This is a genomic window from Serratia aquatilis (assembly GCF_044865145.1).
Classification (GTDB): domain Bacteria; phylum Pseudomonadota; class Gammaproteobacteria; order Enterobacterales; family Enterobacteriaceae; genus Chania; species Chania aquatilis.
Genome location: NZ_CP173186.1, coordinates 806,541 through 821,011, shown reverse-complemented (window position 1 = coordinate 821,011; position 14,471 = coordinate 806,541). Strand labels below are relative to the sequence as shown.

Here is a 14,471-nt window from a genome sequence, read left to right as displayed (position 1 = left end):
TATGAAGACCTTTTCGGTACGGACGCGTATTTATAGCGGTGAAGATAGCCTCAAGGTGTTGCAGCGCTTTCGCCAACGTAAGATCTGGATCATCTGTGACGGTTTTCTCGCCACCTCGCCCCTGCTGGAGCGGCTGAAGCAGGCGCTGGCGGAAGACAACCAGCTCAGTCTGTTCAGCGATATTACCCCTGATCCCACCATCGCCACGGTGGTGAAAGGGATCGAGCAGATGCAGGTTTTACGCCCCGACGTGGTGATCGGTTTTGGTGGCGGCTCGGCACTGGATGCGGCCAAGGCCATTGTCTGGTTTAGCCGCCAGCAAGGTATTGAGATCGAAACCTGTATTGCTATTCCCACCACCAGCGGAACCGGTTCGGAAGTCACCAGCGCCTTCGTGATCGGCGATCCGCAGAAAAACATCAAGTACCCGCTGTTCAGTGATGAGATCTACCCGGATATTGCCATTCTTGATCCGGCGCTGGTTGCCACCGTTCCCCCGGCGATCACCGCCAATACCGGCATGGATGTGCTGACGCACGCACTGGAGGCCTACGTTTCCCCGCGTGCCAGCGACTTTACCGACGCACTGGCAGAAAAGGCGGCACAGCTGGTATTTCGCCACCTGCCTACCGCTTGCCGTAAGGGAGACTGTCTGATCACCCGGGGTAAAATGCATAACGCATCCACGCTGGCCGGGATCGCCTTCAGTCAGGCGGGGTTAGGGATCAATCACGCCATTGCCCACCAGCTTGGCGGACAGTTCCATATTGCTCATGGCTTGGCGAATTCCCTGCTGCTGGTACCGGTGATCCAGTTCAATGCCGTGGATAACCGCGCACGTAAACGCTATGCGCGGCTGGCGCAGGTCTGCGGTATCAGCACGCCCCAGTGCAGCGAGCAGCAGGCGGTTAACCAGTTGATCCACCAGATCGAACAGTTGAAAAAACAGTGCGCCATGCCGCGTCATCTTGCCGAACTGAAGATCGATGCCAACCAGTTCGCCGCGAACATTCCGGCGATGATCGCTGCCACCCTGGGCGATGTCACCCTGAAAACTACGCCACGCGCCGCCACGGCCAATGATATTCGCGACGTTATTGAGGCCTTGCTATGAATACCACATTGCTCGATGCCCCCTGTGATGCCGCAACCATCCGCCAACGCGTACGCGAGGCGGGAGTGGTGGGCGCTGGCGGGGCCGGTTTCCCAACGGCGGTGAAATTGCAGGCTCAGGCCGAGATCTTTTTGATCAATGCCGCTGAATGCGAACCGATGCTGAAGGTAGATCAACAGTTGATCCCACAGCAGGCGGCACGCTTAGTGCGCGGCCTGCAATATGCCATGAGCGCAACCGGAGCACGGGAAGGCATCATCGCGCTGAAGGCCAAATACGCTACGGCCATCGATGCGTTGACGCCGCTGCTACCTCCATCGATCCGATTACATATCCTCCCCGACGTTTATCCCGCCGGGGATGAGGTTATCACTATCTGGCTGGCTACCGGGCGTCGGGTTCCCCCGGCGGCGCTGCCTATCAGCATTGGCGTGGTGGTGAACAACGTGCAGACGGTGCTGAATATTGCCCGCGCCGTAGAACAACAGTGGCCAGTCACCCGCCGCACGCTCACGGTGAACGGCGCGGTCGCCAAACCAGTAACGCTAACGGTGCCATTGGGTATCAGTTTCCGTGAGGTGCTGGCGCTGGCCGGTGGTGCCACGCTGGATAATCCCGGCTTTATCAACGGTGGTCCGATGATGGGCCGCCTGCTGGAAGATCTCGATCAACCGGTAACCAAAACCAGCGGCGGTCTGCTGGTTCTGCCTGCCGATCACCCACTGATCCAACGGCGCACGCGGAGTGATGCGGCCATCATGGCGGTGGCGCGCACCGTTTGCGAGCAGTGCCGCCAGTGCACGGAACTCTGCCCTCGCCACCTGATAGGCCATGAGCTCTCCCCCCATCTGTTGATCAGAGCGGTGAATTACCAGCAGGTAGCCACTCCCGAGATCTTACTGAGCGCCCTCACCTGTTCCGAATGCAGCCTGTGTGAAAGCTACGCCTGCCCGGTCGATATCTCCCCGATGCGCATCAATCAGCTGTTGAAGGCGCGACTGCGCCAGCAGGGGGCCCGTTACACCGGTGAGCTGCGTGAGGCGGACCCGATGGCGCAATACCGCATGGTGCCCACCTCCAGGCTGGTCACTCGGCTGGCATTGACGCAGTGGTATCACTCCGCCCCGCTCACTAGCGAGCAGTATCAGCCACAGTGCGTGGTCCTGCCGTTGCGCCAGCACATCGGTGCCGCTGCGGTGCCGACGGTTACCGTCGGAGAAAACGTGGTTCATGGCCAGTGCATTGCGCAGATTCCCGAAGGGGCGCTCGGTGCTCCCGTCCACGCCAGTATCAACGGTTGCGTCACCGAGGTCAGTACCACTGCCATCACCCTCGTCAAAGGATAAGTTATGTCACAAGCCATTGGAATTGTTGAATTAAGCAGTATCGCCAAAGGCATGGAGGTCTGTGACCTGATGCTGAAAAGTGCCAACGTAGAGCTACTGGTCAGCAAAACCCTGTGCCCCGGTAAATTTTTATTGATGGTGGGGGGTGATGTGGGTGCCGTAACGCAGTCGGTGCAAAGCGGCACCCAGCACAGCGGCCATCTGCTGGTCGACAGCATCGTATTACCCAATATCCACCCTTCGGTACTGCCAGCCCTGAGCGGGCTGAATGCGGTTGAGGAGCGGCAGGCGATTGGGGTGGTGGAAACCTGGAGCGCCGTGGCCTGCATTACCGCCGCCGACCGGGCGGTGAAAGCCGCGCATATTACGCTGGTTCGTATTCATATGGCGTTTGGCATCGGCGGCAAATGCTATCAGGTGATCAGCGGTGATATTGCCGATGTGAAAAACGCGGTGGAGGTCGCCAACCAGAGCGCCGGAGAGAACGGCCTGCTGATTTACAGCACCGTGATCCCTCGCCCGCATCAGGCCCTATGGCAACAACTGGTTCAGGGGGCATGATGGAGAAGCCAACCGCGACTGAGCGCGTGATCCAGGAATATGTGCCCGGTAAACAGATCACCCTGGCACATTTGATCGCCAACCCCAATAAAGCTCTCTACAAGAAACTTGGCCTGAGCGAAGCCAGCAATGCCATCGGCATTCTGACCATCACCCCCAGTGAAGCTTCGATCATTGCCAGCGATATCGCCACCAAATCCGGCGCGGTCGAGATTGGCTTTATCGATCGTTTCACCGGTGCCGTGGTCTTCACCGGCGATGTCTCGGCGGTGGAATATGCCTTGAAACAGGTGATTTACACCCTCGGCGACATGATGAAGTTCACCCCCTGTTCGATGACGCGGACCTGATGCCATGAAGCGCATCATGCTGATCGGCCCCAGCCAGTGTGGCAAAACCTCGCTGATCCAGCGCCTGCAAGGGGAGGCGCTGGATTACCGCAAAACTCAGGCCATCGTCTGGCAGGACTGCGCGATTGATACTCCCGGCGAATATTTGGAAAACCGTTGCCTATACAGTGCCCTGCTTGCCAGCGCCTGCGAGGCGGACGTGGTTGGGCTGGTGCAAAACGTGGATGCCGAGCAGAGCTGGTTTGCCCCGATGTTCGCGCAGGTTTTTACCCAACCGGTAATTGGCATTATCAGCAAGGCCGATGCCCTGACACATTCCAATCAGTTGGCCTGGGCGACAGAACGCCTGAATCAGGCTGGCGTACAGCAGGTGTTTTATACCTCGGCACAGACCGGTGCCGGGATGGAAGACCTGGTCCGTTTTTTAAACCACGATGGAGAGTCGTATGTCCGGTAAGATTATGGCGATTAACGCCGGCAGTTCTTCGCTGAAATTTCAGTTATTCGCCCAACCCGACGAGCGGGTAATCTGCCAAGGGCTGATCGAACGTATCGGTATGCAAGATGCGGTGTTCACCCTGCGGGCCGGGGAGCAGAAATGGCAGCAAACACTGCCGATCAAAGATTGCCGTGAAGCCGCCCTGCACCTGCTCAATGCGCTGGTTGCCCACCGTATTCTCGGTTCACTGGCGGAGATCTGCGGCGTCGGCCACCGCGTCGCCCATGGTGGCGAGGCCTTCAGCGATTCCGTGGTGATCACCCAACAGGTACTGGAAAAGATTGAACAGCTTGGCGCTCTAGCTCCGTTGCATAATCCGGTTAATGCCCAGGCTATCCGGGTGTTCCAGCAAGCGCTACCCGATGCCCAGGCCGTTGCGGTGTTTGATACCGCCTTCCACCAGACGCTGAGCGATGTCCATTATCTCTATCCGCTGCCTTGGCGCTATTACGCCGACCTTGGTATCCGCCGCTATGGATTCCACGGCACCAGCCATAAATATGTCAGTAGCCTGTGCGCACAACGCCTCGGACGCCCCTTGGAGTCACTGCGCATGATCTCCTGCCATCTGGGCAACGGTTCCAGCATTTGCGCCATCCACCAAGGCCGTTCGGTGAATACCTCTATGGGCTTCACGCCGCAGGCCGGTTTGATGATGGGCACCCGCAGCGGTGATATCGATCCGTCCATCCTGCCCTACATTCAGCAAACCGAGGGGAAGAGCGCACAGGAGATCAACCAGTTAATCAACAATCAGTCTGGGTTACTGGGCGTCTCTGGTATCTCCCACGACTATCGCGACGTTGAACAGGCGGCGGCTTCTGGCAACCCTCAGGCACAACTGGCGTTAAAACTGTTTGCTGAACGTATCCGGGCGGTAATTGGCAGCTATATCGTGCAACTGGGCGGTATCGATGTGCTGATCTTTACCGGTGGGATCGGCGAAAACGCCCGCAATGCGCGCCAGCAGATCTGTCATCAACTGGGTTTTCTGGGGATTGAGCTGGACGAGGAGAAGAATAATACCAACCAACCCTTCATCCAGCGCGCAGGCTCAGCGGTACAGATTGCAGTGGTGAATACCAACGAAGAGTTGATGATCGCCCGCGATGTCGTCCGCGTGGCCCTCAATGACCCACAGCCTCAGCCCGCCTGATAATGGTATGAAAAATATGATCAACAATGGAAAAGTTTGGCTGGTTGGCGCAGGCCCAGGCGATGCGGCATTAATCACCGTGAAAGGCCTGAATTGTATTCGACAGGCTCAGGCGCTGGTTTACGACCGTTTGGTCAACCCGGAGCTATTGCAGGAAGCCCCCAGCGATTGCGAAATGATTAACGTCGGTAAAAACCCGGATCATCACCCGGTACCGCAGCCAGAGATCAATCAACTGCTGGTTGATTGCGCCCGACGCGGCCTGAACGTGGTGCGGCTAAAAGGCGGCGATCCTTATGTATTTGGCCGGGGGGCCGAAGAGGCCGAAGCCTTGGCACAGGCCGAGATCCCCTTTGAAGTGATCCCCGGTATCAGTTCGTCTATCGGTGGCCTGGCCTATGCCGGTATTCCCGTGACTCACCGTGACTACGCTTCCGGTTTTCATGTTATCACCGGCCATTTGCGGCAAGGGAATCAGCCACAGGACTGGGCAACCCTGGCCAAGCTGGAGGGGACACTGGTGATCCTGATGGGGATGACGCAGTTGGAGGCGATTTGCCAGCAGTTGATCGCCGGTGGCAAACCGGCCTCTACCCCTGCGGCGGTGGTTATGCACGCCAGCCATCAACAGCAACAGATTGCGGCCGGTACGCTGGCCACGCTGGTCGAGCAGGTGGCGGCACAGGGATTAACCGCCCCGGCATTGATCGTGGTGGGTAACGTGGTCGACTTACGGAAGAGATTGACATTTATACCGCAACGGCAGCCGTTAGCCGTTATTCCTGCACGGGTGTTATCCTGAGCACAGATGAGGTCCGGGGGATGAAGAAACCGTGAGTGAACATGGGGGTAACGTACTGGAAATGGCGCTGAAAATCGGCCTTAACCCAGCCGATATTATTGATTTCAGCGCCAATATTAATCCACTCGGCATGCCAGCCAGCCTGAAGGCGGCGATTATTGCCCATCTGACCAGCGTCGAGTGCTATCCCGATGTGGAGTACCGGCAATTGCATGCGGCACTGGCACGGGCGCATCGCTGCCTGCCTGAAAATATCATGGCGGGAAACGGTGCCACCGAGCTGATTTATGCCATTGTCAACCAGATACGCCCGCGTACCGCCCTGCTGCTCACACCGGGTTTTGCCGAGTACCGCCGCGCATTGCAACGCGTAGGCTGCCAAATCCAGGACTATCCATTGGATGAAGCCTGCGGTTTTCAACCCGATGAACGCTTGCTGCACGTTCTGGTCGAGCAGCGCCCGGACTGCCTGTTCCTGGCTACCCCCAACAACCCTACCGGGTTGATGCCAGATCCCACCTTGCTGCAAGACATTCTCGCTATCTGCCGTCAACAGCAGATAGCGTTGGTGGTTGATGAAGCCTTTATCGACTTTTTGCCGGATGTTGCCGGGTTGATCCCGCAGATAGACGATTTTCCCGGTCTTTATATTCTGCGTTCACTAACCAAATTCTTTGCCATTCCCGGGCTCCGGCTGGGCTATCTGGTCAGCAGCGACCGGCAAGGGCTACAACAGATGAAACAGCTGCGCGAACCCTGGACGATCAATGCCTATGCCGCACTGGCAGGTGAGGTGATCCTCAACGATCTCGCCTATATTCAGCAAACCCACCAGTGGCTGGCACAGCAGCGGGCATGGCTATTTGACGCGCTGGCGACCTTGCCACAGTTACGCATCTGGCCTGGTGCGGCGAACTATATTTTCTTGCGCTGCCTACGCCCTGGGCTCGATCTGCAGCAGGCGCTGTTGCAACACCGCATCCTGATCCGCCACTGTGGTAACTACCCCGGTCTTTCCTGCGACTATTATCGCGTGGCGATAAAAAGCGAGGCGGCCAACCGCACACTGATCGCCGCATTACGGCAGGTATTTAACGATGGCTGATGCGAGTTGCCCAGCTTCCTGCGGTGAACTGCTTCAGGGTTGGATACTCGGCGGTGAAAAACTGGTTTCCTGCCCGATAAACTGGTTCAGCCATGTTTCGGTAACCGAAGGAGCGCCGGGGCAGCGGGAACGCCCGCTGATGCGCCAGATGCTGCTAAAAGTGCTGGAACACCTTGGTTTACCCAGCGAGGCCGCACGCGGATTGCGTATCGACTTCGCTTCAACCATTCCGGTGGCAAAGGGAATGGCGAGCAGTACTGCCGATATTGCCGCTACCGCACAGGCCACGGCACGCCATCTCGGGACTGACTTTGATGAAGATACGTTAGCCAGACTATGCGTGCAGTTAGAACCCACCGACAGCACGCTGTTCCGCCAGTTGACGCTGTTCGATCACCAAACGGCGGCCACCCGGCAACCCTGTGGTTGGTTGCCCGCACTCGATATTATATTGCTGGAAAGCCCACTCACCCTGAACACTGCCGACTATCATCGGCGCGACCGTCGCCAAGCCTTGTGGGACAATGCCGCAACGCTGGAACAGGCTTGGGCGTTGTTCTCTCAAGCGGTGAAAGCCCACGATTGTAATAAGTTAGGTGAAGCCACTACGTTGAGCGCGCGTGCCAGCCAGGTTTTGTTACCCAAGCCACGGTTTGAGGAGTTGCTGACCCTCGTTGAAAAGAGCGGTATTTACGGCCTGAATGTGGCGCACAGCGGTAGCGTGGTAGGGTTGCTGTTTGATGCCGATAAGCACGATAGTGAAAAGCTTGATGGGTTACTGCAACAGCGGCGCATCGTTGAAGCTTACCCCCGGCAACACCGGCTACGGCTGATCCACGGCGGCGTGCGCTGATGCTGTCGGGTGTTTTACGCCATCGAACCGTAATATGGTGTCAGTGTCCCGTTAATAGGCTGGAGCACCGAACATTAGGGTTTGGAACATAACTATATAGACACATTTATCAGAAAGCGGTGTGGGATTATTCGATACCGTATTTTTTATCGGTCACGAACTGGGGTTCTTTCCAGTTGGGACCTTTTTTAACCAGCATTTTATCTCCCCATTCAACTACGCCACTCTGACGTAATTGTTCAAATACCCGCATAAATTCACCATTACCAATTACAGAGAAGTTGTGGCGAGTAAAGAATCGATCCATCTGGGGATAACCATAGCCGCCTTCTTTTCTCACCAAAAAGGCAATGACATCAGAAACTTTTTCTTCTTTCGCCAAACGTTCTAAATCGATCATTTTTACATCCCTAATTCTTCTGCAGCAGCCTTTAGAGCTTTACGGATATAGGATCATAACACCCACTCCAGTGGCATCAGGCTACCAGTAGATAACATAATGAATTTATTCAAGATAACCCACTGTGATGGCGACTGTAACGATACTATCCACCTGCTTCATCGTCGTGCCTGTATCGATGGTGTCCAATTTTTCAACCAACTGGATCAAGTCTTTCAGAGATCGGCCAAGACGATCCAGCCGCCAAACAATGACCGTATCGCCAGGTCGCAATACGGTCAGCAATTCGGCTAACCCACGCCGCTCTGCTTTAGTTCCGCTGGCGGTATCTTCAAACAAACGAACACAGCCAGCCTGATTCAGCGCATCACGCTGTAGATCGAGGTGTTGGTCATCGGTTGAAACCCGCGCATATCCCATCAGCATGGTGCGAGTGTCCCCTTATCACGCTAAAACGCAGTATATCGGAACATAGAAAAGCGGATAGATTAAAAGAGCGCCGAATATCATAGTTTTGAGCAAAAAAACACAATCGCAAAAACGTCCAACAAACCCTCGTTTGCTGGACGTTGCTCAAAAACACTAATCAGAAAGTACAGGAGATTAAAGCAGCCTGAACTTTTCTAGCGTCGCTTTTACTTCTTTCTTTAATCCAGCAGAATCCAATTCGCTTTCTCTTCTCTCTGGATCAGATGTATAGCAGTCAGCTAGAATAAAAATCTCAGATGCACACTCACCAACATCTTTGGTATCTTTTGTTAATTCCCCTGACTTGCCTTCCTCCCGCCATGTTTTTAAAAATTGAGATTCAAAATCATCAGCCGTTATTTGTGATGACACTAATTTTTTAGCTAAATCAATCAATTTCATGCTCATTATAAAACCCCTGTATTAATGTAATTGTTATATTTTGGTGATCCCGGCGTTAAATGCCATGTAGTTATAAACACACCATCTTTGTCGAGCACAACAACATTGTTTGTTTTAGTATTAAAGAATACTTTAGACCCTTTTTCCCGTCGGTAAGTACCTTTTTCTACCATCCCTTTATCCGCTAAGTGCGCCTCTAAAGCATCGCGGAATTTAGTCAAAGTTTCACAGTTTTTCTTCGTGTCATTAATACCAAAATCGATGGCATGCTTAAACTTCTTATCCAATTGTTTACGAGTATATCGCCCCGAGTCAAGCGGATCGCTCAGCAGCACATAAATCGGCTCAACACCGCTTCCTGTGGCATCAGGTTGCCAGTAGATGAAGTCTCGAATTTCTTTAAGATCATCCGCTGGGAAGGTGATTGTAACGATGCTGGCAACCTGCTTTATCCCATCAGCATAGTGCCAATATCACGCTAAAAAGCAGTATATCGGAACATAGAAAGCGGATAGATTAAAAGAACGGCGAATATCATAGCTTTGAGCAAAAAACACACAACCATAAAAACGTCCAACAAACCCTCGTTTGCTGGACGTTGATGAAATGACCGCTAACACTTAACGATCATGGGCGACAGCCTCGACAGCAACGATTGTTACCCTTGCTTGAAGCCCGGCTTGCCGTTTTTGGCACGCCATTCTTTAACTGTTTTCACTATATTTACTGAGGTTCCATCATTGCCATTCTCAGGGTAATAAATAAGATCTGACCCACTAGGGTGATCAGTCATAGAAATGAAATGCTCAAGCAAAGCATCTATTTCACTCTCTGTACCTTCATTTTTAATGATAATTTCTACTAATTTAATAAATTCTTGCTCGGTATATTGAGTTAGATTATTTTTCAACTCCATCTCATTTACCTCCATTTTTTGAATGAATTTCGATATGCCGTTTTGGTGTTAACACCCGAAGATTGTCAATGTCATAAACCGCACCACCTTCGCTAATTGGTTTGACATGATGTATTTCAAAAGAACGGCGACCGCCTACAGTATCAACAAATCTTGCTCTAGGTGCCAATTCATCTTCCATTCGTTTTTTATTCGCAGGGATAAACTGCTTCACCAGAGTCGCGTCTTTCGCCACTTCAGTCCAGAACGCCTTACGGAACGCATCAAAGTTCACAAACTCCCGCCCACGAAGTTTATCAGCAATCTGACTCGGGATCGGTGCGCCCAGTTCTTTACCTGCATTGTTAAGCCAACCTTCACCGACAGGTTGACCTTTTCCGGTCACCTTACCCGGCTGATAACGAGGGGGTCACTCAGCATCACATATATCGCTTCAACACCGCTTCCTGTGGCATCAGGCTGCCAGTAGATAAAATCCTGAATTTCTTTAAGATCATCCGCTGGGAAGGTGGTTGTAACGATGCTGGCAACCTGCTTTATCGTCGTGCCGGTAAGCGGCACTCACGGCAACTAACGCGAAGATACGCCCAGGGCCACTGTGTATGACTTTGTAATGAGGCTATTGTGGTACGTTTGGCGAGGTTGGCTTCGCAGGGCGGTGAGGGGTGGCGGTGGACCCTATCAAACCAGAACCGACTGCGCCCAGCAACCGGCTCCCCTCACCTGTGGTGATACTTTTTAGCTATTGTTGGTGGCTGCATGCGCGAAGCACATTTTATTTATTTAGTAAATTGTACTTCGTTAGCGTTTTTTCTACCTCGACCTTAAGTTCATGTTCATCTAAATCACTTTCATCCCGCTCTGGTGAGGATGTATAGCAATCGGCAAGACTAAAAAGCTCAGCTGCGCAATATCCAACATCATCATTATCTTTACTCAAGGTACCATCATCACGTTCTTTTCTCCATAAGGCTAGGTACCTAAATTCATATTCATCTGCAGTCAATTTAGAGTCCAGTAAAGCTCTTGCGATATCGATTAACTTCATGCTCATAGTAACACTCCTTTTTCTATATAATTTTTATACTGTGGTGTTCCGGGTTTTAATTTCATCCCAGTAGAGAAAGAACCGTCTTTTTTTATCACCACAGCATTATTTGTTTTTGAATTAAAGAAAACCTTTGAATCTTTTTCCCTTATGTATGTACCTTTCTCCACCGTCCCTTTATCCGCTAAGTGCACCTCTAAAGCATCGCGGAATTTAGTCAAAGTTTCACGGTTTTTCTTCGTGTCATTAATACCAAAATCGATGGCATGCTTAAACTTCTTATCCAATTGTTTACGAGTAAACCGCCCCGAGTCAAGCGGTTCACTCAGCATCACATATATCGCTTCAACACCGCTTCCTGTGGCATCAGGCTGCCAGTAGATAAAATCCTGAATTTCTTTAAGATCATCCGCTGGGAAGGTGGTTGTAACGATGCTGGCAACCTGCTTTATTTCCGTGCCGGTATGTACTGGAGTAACAGGAACTGGTGAACTATTTCCGGTATTGGAAGGTACCGTTGGCCCAACAGGTACCGGATTAATCAGAATAGTTCGCGATGGCACTGTCCCAACAGCTGGCAGTGTGATTTTATCCAGCCCGGTTTTCTCATCTCGCACGGCCCTGAGCACCGGTACGTTGGCAGAGACACCGTTTATCCCCGTTTTAACCAGACTGACGTACTGCCGGCCATTCTCTGTTACCAGCAAACCACGCACAGGTAAATTGACCGAGGTCATTTCCGGCTGAATGCTAACTTTGCCAGCAGCAAACAGTTGGGCCTGAGCAGCAAACATCTCAATTTCACGACCAGGAACCCTGTCACTACCCAGCCCAGCTTCCTTTGGCCAAAATCCTATAACCAAAGCACTGACTGTCGCCCCGGCTGTGCTGACAGTGGCAATCCGACTCAACTCTATAGCACCTCGCCACAACGCACTGGCTATCGAACCAGCCCCTTCACTGGTCGTAGTCAGAATACCCTCGGCGATAGTTGATAATTGCATCATTCCTGAGGCGCGATTCAGTATCATCCTTCCCGCAGCAGCCAAGGCAGCCTGAGCGGATTTAACCATCGCCGAGGTGTAGATTGGCGTGGGGTTAACACCGGCTACCAACATAAGTGCTGCGAGTTTCGCTCGGGCTTCTGCTTCAGCTTTTGCTCGGGCCTCTGCTTCGGCTTTTGCCTTAGCTGTAATTTCCGCTTCTACCTTATTTATAATTGCAATTAGGGTATTCTTCTTACTACTCACGTCTTCCTTGACAGTCTTTACCCAATCAAGGTACGTGACAAGTTTATTTTTTGCCTCAATCTCCACGTTAATTTTTGGGGGTACTGCTTTATTCCACAAGTCGATGAACCATGGCCCCGTTGTTGATATCGCGACGTCAATCATGCCAGCAGACTTGTCGATAAAATTCGACATTTTATTGTTATTCATAAAATCCAGGAAGGTGATTTCTGTCTCCTGCATTTTTATATTTACGATTTGCTCTTCCTGATTTTTTAAATCGAGATTTATCTGTAATGAATTAATCGCCTCCTGCAATGCTCTTGCAGCTGAGTTAATTTCTGGATTATTAATGAGTTCTGAGTTTCTTAAGCTGGTAAGTAACGCGTTGGCCTCATCCCTGATTTGTTCTGCATTCTGCGGATAAGCATTTCTTGCCTGTTCCAGAATTTGATTTATTTTTGTCTGACTTTCACGCAGAGCAGATAATCCGTAAAAAACCACCTTGTTTGGGTCATACGCTATGCTCCCACCGCCACGCGTTACTCCCCATGGAACATAAACGGGAAGTGGCGCGATGGGGCTAGTCCCAACATTGCCCACGGGGCTGGTAGGGCCGTTTGTGATGGTTATGATGACCTGACCACTGGCCTCATAGGGCACGCCATTGATATAGTATGCGGGTGTTGTCATAACACCATCTCCTTGATTTTATTTACAGTAAAATATTTTCATTTGGCTGTATGCCTGCGAAGCCCCAAGCATCAGTCCTGTTTGCCGCTAGTAGATTTTTCTAGCCTTGCCAACCGAGATTCCAGCTCACGTCTATCTTCAATCCTCTCTGCACGCTCTTCCTTGAGCGCTTCAATCAGCAGTGCCACTACTCCATTAATATTGATCCCCCGGGCATCTTTCAGAACGCTGCCGTCATTCAGTTTTAGCTCAGTCGCGGTTACTGATTGGGGCAATACTTCTTCTATCTCCTGAGCTATTACCCCAGCCTCTGGTACCCCTTGTTTCAGGTAGGTATACCCACTGATCTTTTCCAGCTTCTCCAGTGCGCTATCAATCTTCACGATTTCTGTTTTCATGCGGGCATCGGAGCTGCTGTGCCAAGCACCGTTAGTGTAAGCATTGCCTTTATCTCTAAACGAATACCAACCACCGCCACCACCGTTCATCCCGCTAACATTAAGCGCCATCTGGTGATATTGACCAATAACCTCCTGATGGAAGAGGTTTGTATATAGACCAGCGTTCCCAAGGATAATTAGCCCGTAGGTAAGGCGTTGCGTATTGTTTTCAATGAGCTGGCTTCCAGTGGCTGAAATCCAGCCATTGGCATTGTTTTTTGTCAGTTGCCCCACAGAAAGCTCACTGTTTGGCTTCACTAGAATTTCATTCCAACGCCCTGAAAAATCGCGGTAGGAAAGTACCCCCACATCTTCTTTACCAGGAATGATACGAGAACCGATCATCATCGTAGTAGTCACATTGCCGCTGGTGAAATTGGTATGGATAGCTGGGGCCCCATACGTCTGGCCGCTGATAAGAGTTGCAGGACCGGTAGTCTTGGCCCCAATACCATCATTATGTAATACCAGTGCACCACCCGATATATCAGCACCGTTACGCAGGGAAACTCTGCCGGTAGAGAGATTGAAGGAGAACGGGCGCAGCGTGTTCCACGACCCATCCTGTGCCTGACCGCTTGGCGTGGTCAGGGCATAAAAGTCTTGCCCATCATTACGCAGCATTACGCCGGTCTTGCCGTTTGCCAGGCGAAAACCGTTTGGTGACTTGGACACAATTTCACCATCACTAACGATGCGTTTGCGGAGCGTGGAGACGGATTTCAGTTCAGTAATATCGTCATTAACACCGTTAAGCACCAGGGCATTTTTCTTTTCATCAGCCATTTTTATGTTCCTGTTTTATATATTTTTTTCAGCGCGCAGCTTCAGGTGACCTTCCAAACTTAAGAACGAAAAGGGCACCCGGTGGCCGCTGGCCAGTAAAAACATACAGCAAAGTACTGTATGTATAAACAGTACTTTATTGTGATAAATGGGCGGTGTCAATCGCCTTTTTCATGCGGTAGCTGATACCGAAATTGAGAGGAACTTGCAGAATTTTCAGGGTGGACTGATGCCGCAGCTGTGTGAGCAACGTCGAAATATAGGTTTCTTAGTAATGTGGGTTGGGAAAGATGGAATGCAGGC

The 14,471-nt window shown here is 51.9% G+C and carries 18 protein-coding genes and 1 pseudogene; 9 read left to right on the top strand and 10 right to left on the bottom strand.

What is annotated here, in order from left to right; all coding sequences use genetic code 11:
- Window position 1: 1 nt before the first annotated feature.
- The 9 genes from SAQUA_RS03755 to SAQUA_RS03715 are packed head-to-tail and all read left to right on the top strand — an operon-like array spanning window position 2 to window position 7,786.
- On the top strand, window positions 2-1,114 hold the full coding sequence (locus tag SAQUA_RS03755) for a 1-propanol dehydrogenase PduQ (RefSeq protein WP_380677964.1): 1,113 nt from the start codon (window positions 2-4) through the stop codon (window positions 1,112-1,114).
- Window positions 1,111-2,460, top strand: coding sequence for a 4Fe-4S dicluster domain-containing protein (locus tag SAQUA_RS03750; RefSeq protein ID WP_380677962.1), 1,350 nt, complete (start codon window positions 1,111-1,113; stop codon window positions 2,458-2,460). The genes SAQUA_RS03755 and SAQUA_RS03750 overlap by 4 nt, the downstream gene beginning before the upstream one ends.
- Before the next feature lie 3 nt (window positions 2,461-2,463).
- A complete protein-coding gene (locus tag SAQUA_RS03745; protein ID WP_380677960.1) occupies window positions 2,464-3,021 on the top strand; it encodes a BMC domain-containing protein in 558 nt (185 codons plus the stop codon).
- Window positions 3,021-3,371 carry a propanediol utilization microcompartment protein PduU gene (gene pduU, locus SAQUA_RS03740; protein ID WP_380678254.1) on the top strand — a complete coding sequence of 117 codons (351 nt, stop codon included), beginning with the start codon at window positions 3,021-3,023 and terminating at the stop codon, window positions 3,369-3,371. The genes SAQUA_RS03745 and pduU overlap by 1 nt, the downstream gene beginning before the upstream one ends.
- Before the next feature lie 4 nt (window positions 3,372-3,375).
- Entirely contained in the window at window positions 3,376-3,828 is a 453-nt protein-coding gene (locus tag SAQUA_RS03735) for a EutP/PduV family microcompartment system protein (protein ID WP_380677958.1), read from the top strand.
- Window positions 3,818-5,026, top strand: a complete 1,209-nt coding sequence (locus tag SAQUA_RS03730; protein WP_380677956.1) for an acetate/propionate family kinase — start codon at window positions 3,818-3,820, stop codon at window positions 5,024-5,026. The genes SAQUA_RS03735 and SAQUA_RS03730 overlap by 11 nt, the downstream gene beginning before the upstream one ends.
- 19 nt (window positions 5,027-5,045) lie before the next feature.
- The gene (gene cobA / locus SAQUA_RS03725; protein WP_380678252.1) at window positions 5,046-5,828 is read left to right on the top strand and encodes a uroporphyrinogen-III C-methyltransferase; all 783 of its coding nucleotides are present in this window, start codon (window positions 5,046-5,048) and stop codon (window positions 5,826-5,828) included.
- Between the two features lie 31 nt (window positions 5,829-5,859).
- The gene (cobD, locus tag SAQUA_RS03720) at window positions 5,860-6,933 is read left to right on the top strand and encodes a threonine-phosphate decarboxylase CobD (protein ID WP_380677952.1); all 1,074 of its coding nucleotides are present in this window, start codon (window positions 5,860-5,862) and stop codon (window positions 6,931-6,933) included.
- On the top strand, window positions 6,926-7,786 hold the full coding sequence (locus SAQUA_RS03715) for a GHMP kinase (protein WP_380677950.1): 861 nt from the start codon (window positions 6,926-6,928) through the stop codon (window positions 7,784-7,786). The genes cobD and SAQUA_RS03715 overlap by 8 nt, the downstream gene beginning before the upstream one ends.
- A 127-nt stretch (window positions 7,787-7,913) precedes the next feature.
- On the opposite strand, the gene SAQUA_RS03710 is transcribed toward SAQUA_RS03715, so the two are convergent.
- From SAQUA_RS03710 to SAQUA_RS03665, 10 genes and pseudogenes are all read right to left on the bottom strand, one after another.
- The gene (locus SAQUA_RS03710; RefSeq protein WP_380677948.1) at window positions 7,914-8,186 is read right to left on the bottom strand and encodes a hypothetical protein; all 273 of its coding nucleotides are present in this window, start codon (window positions 8,184-8,186) and stop codon (window positions 7,914-7,916) included.
- Window positions 8,187-8,351: 165 nt separating this feature from the next.
- Window positions 8,352-8,612, bottom strand: a pseudogene (locus tag SAQUA_RS03705) (recombinase family protein); the annotation flags it as partial.
- Between the two features lie 177 nt (window positions 8,613-8,789).
- On the bottom strand, window positions 8,790-9,062 hold the full coding sequence (locus SAQUA_RS03700; protein WP_380677946.1) for a colicin immunity domain-containing protein: 273 nt from the start codon (window positions 9,060-9,062) through the stop codon (window positions 8,790-8,792).
- Window positions 9,062-9,391, bottom strand: coding sequence for a colicin D domain-containing protein (locus SAQUA_RS03695; protein WP_380677944.1), 330 nt, complete (start codon window positions 9,389-9,391; stop codon window positions 9,062-9,064). Before SAQUA_RS03695 ends, SAQUA_RS03700 begins: the two co-directional genes overlap by 1 nt.
- A 323-nt stretch (window positions 9,392-9,714) precedes the next feature.
- Window positions 9,715-9,972, bottom strand: a complete 258-nt coding sequence (locus SAQUA_RS03690) for a bacteriocin immunity protein (protein WP_380677942.1) — start codon at window positions 9,970-9,972, stop codon at window positions 9,715-9,717.
- Between the two features lies 1 nt (window position 9,973).
- A complete protein-coding gene (locus tag SAQUA_RS03685; protein WP_380677940.1) occupies window positions 9,974-10,357 on the bottom strand; it encodes an HNH endonuclease signature motif containing protein in 384 nt (127 codons plus the stop codon).
- On the bottom strand, window positions 10,354-10,533 hold the full coding sequence (locus tag SAQUA_RS03680) for an S-type pyocin domain-containing protein (protein WP_380677938.1): 180 nt from the start codon (window positions 10,531-10,533) through the stop codon (window positions 10,354-10,356). The genes SAQUA_RS03685 and SAQUA_RS03680 overlap by 4 nt, the downstream gene beginning before the upstream one ends.
- 214 nt (window positions 10,534-10,747) lie before the next feature.
- Window positions 10,748-11,026 carry a colicin immunity domain-containing protein gene (locus SAQUA_RS03675; protein WP_380677936.1) on the bottom strand — a complete coding sequence of 93 codons (279 nt, stop codon included), beginning with the start codon at window positions 11,024-11,026 and terminating at the stop codon, window positions 10,748-10,750.
- Complete coding sequence (locus SAQUA_RS03670; RefSeq protein ID WP_380677934.1) at window positions 11,023-12,942, bottom strand: S-type pyocin domain-containing protein; 1,920 nt, start codon at window positions 12,940-12,942, stop codon at window positions 11,023-11,025. The genes SAQUA_RS03675 and SAQUA_RS03670 overlap by 4 nt, the downstream gene beginning before the upstream one ends.
- A 71-nt stretch (window positions 12,943-13,013) precedes the next feature.
- On the bottom strand, window positions 13,014-14,168 hold the full coding sequence (locus SAQUA_RS03665; RefSeq protein ID WP_380677932.1) for a tail fiber domain-containing protein: 1,155 nt from the start codon (window positions 14,166-14,168) through the stop codon (window positions 13,014-13,016).
- Window positions 14,169-14,471 lie beyond the last annotated feature (303 nt).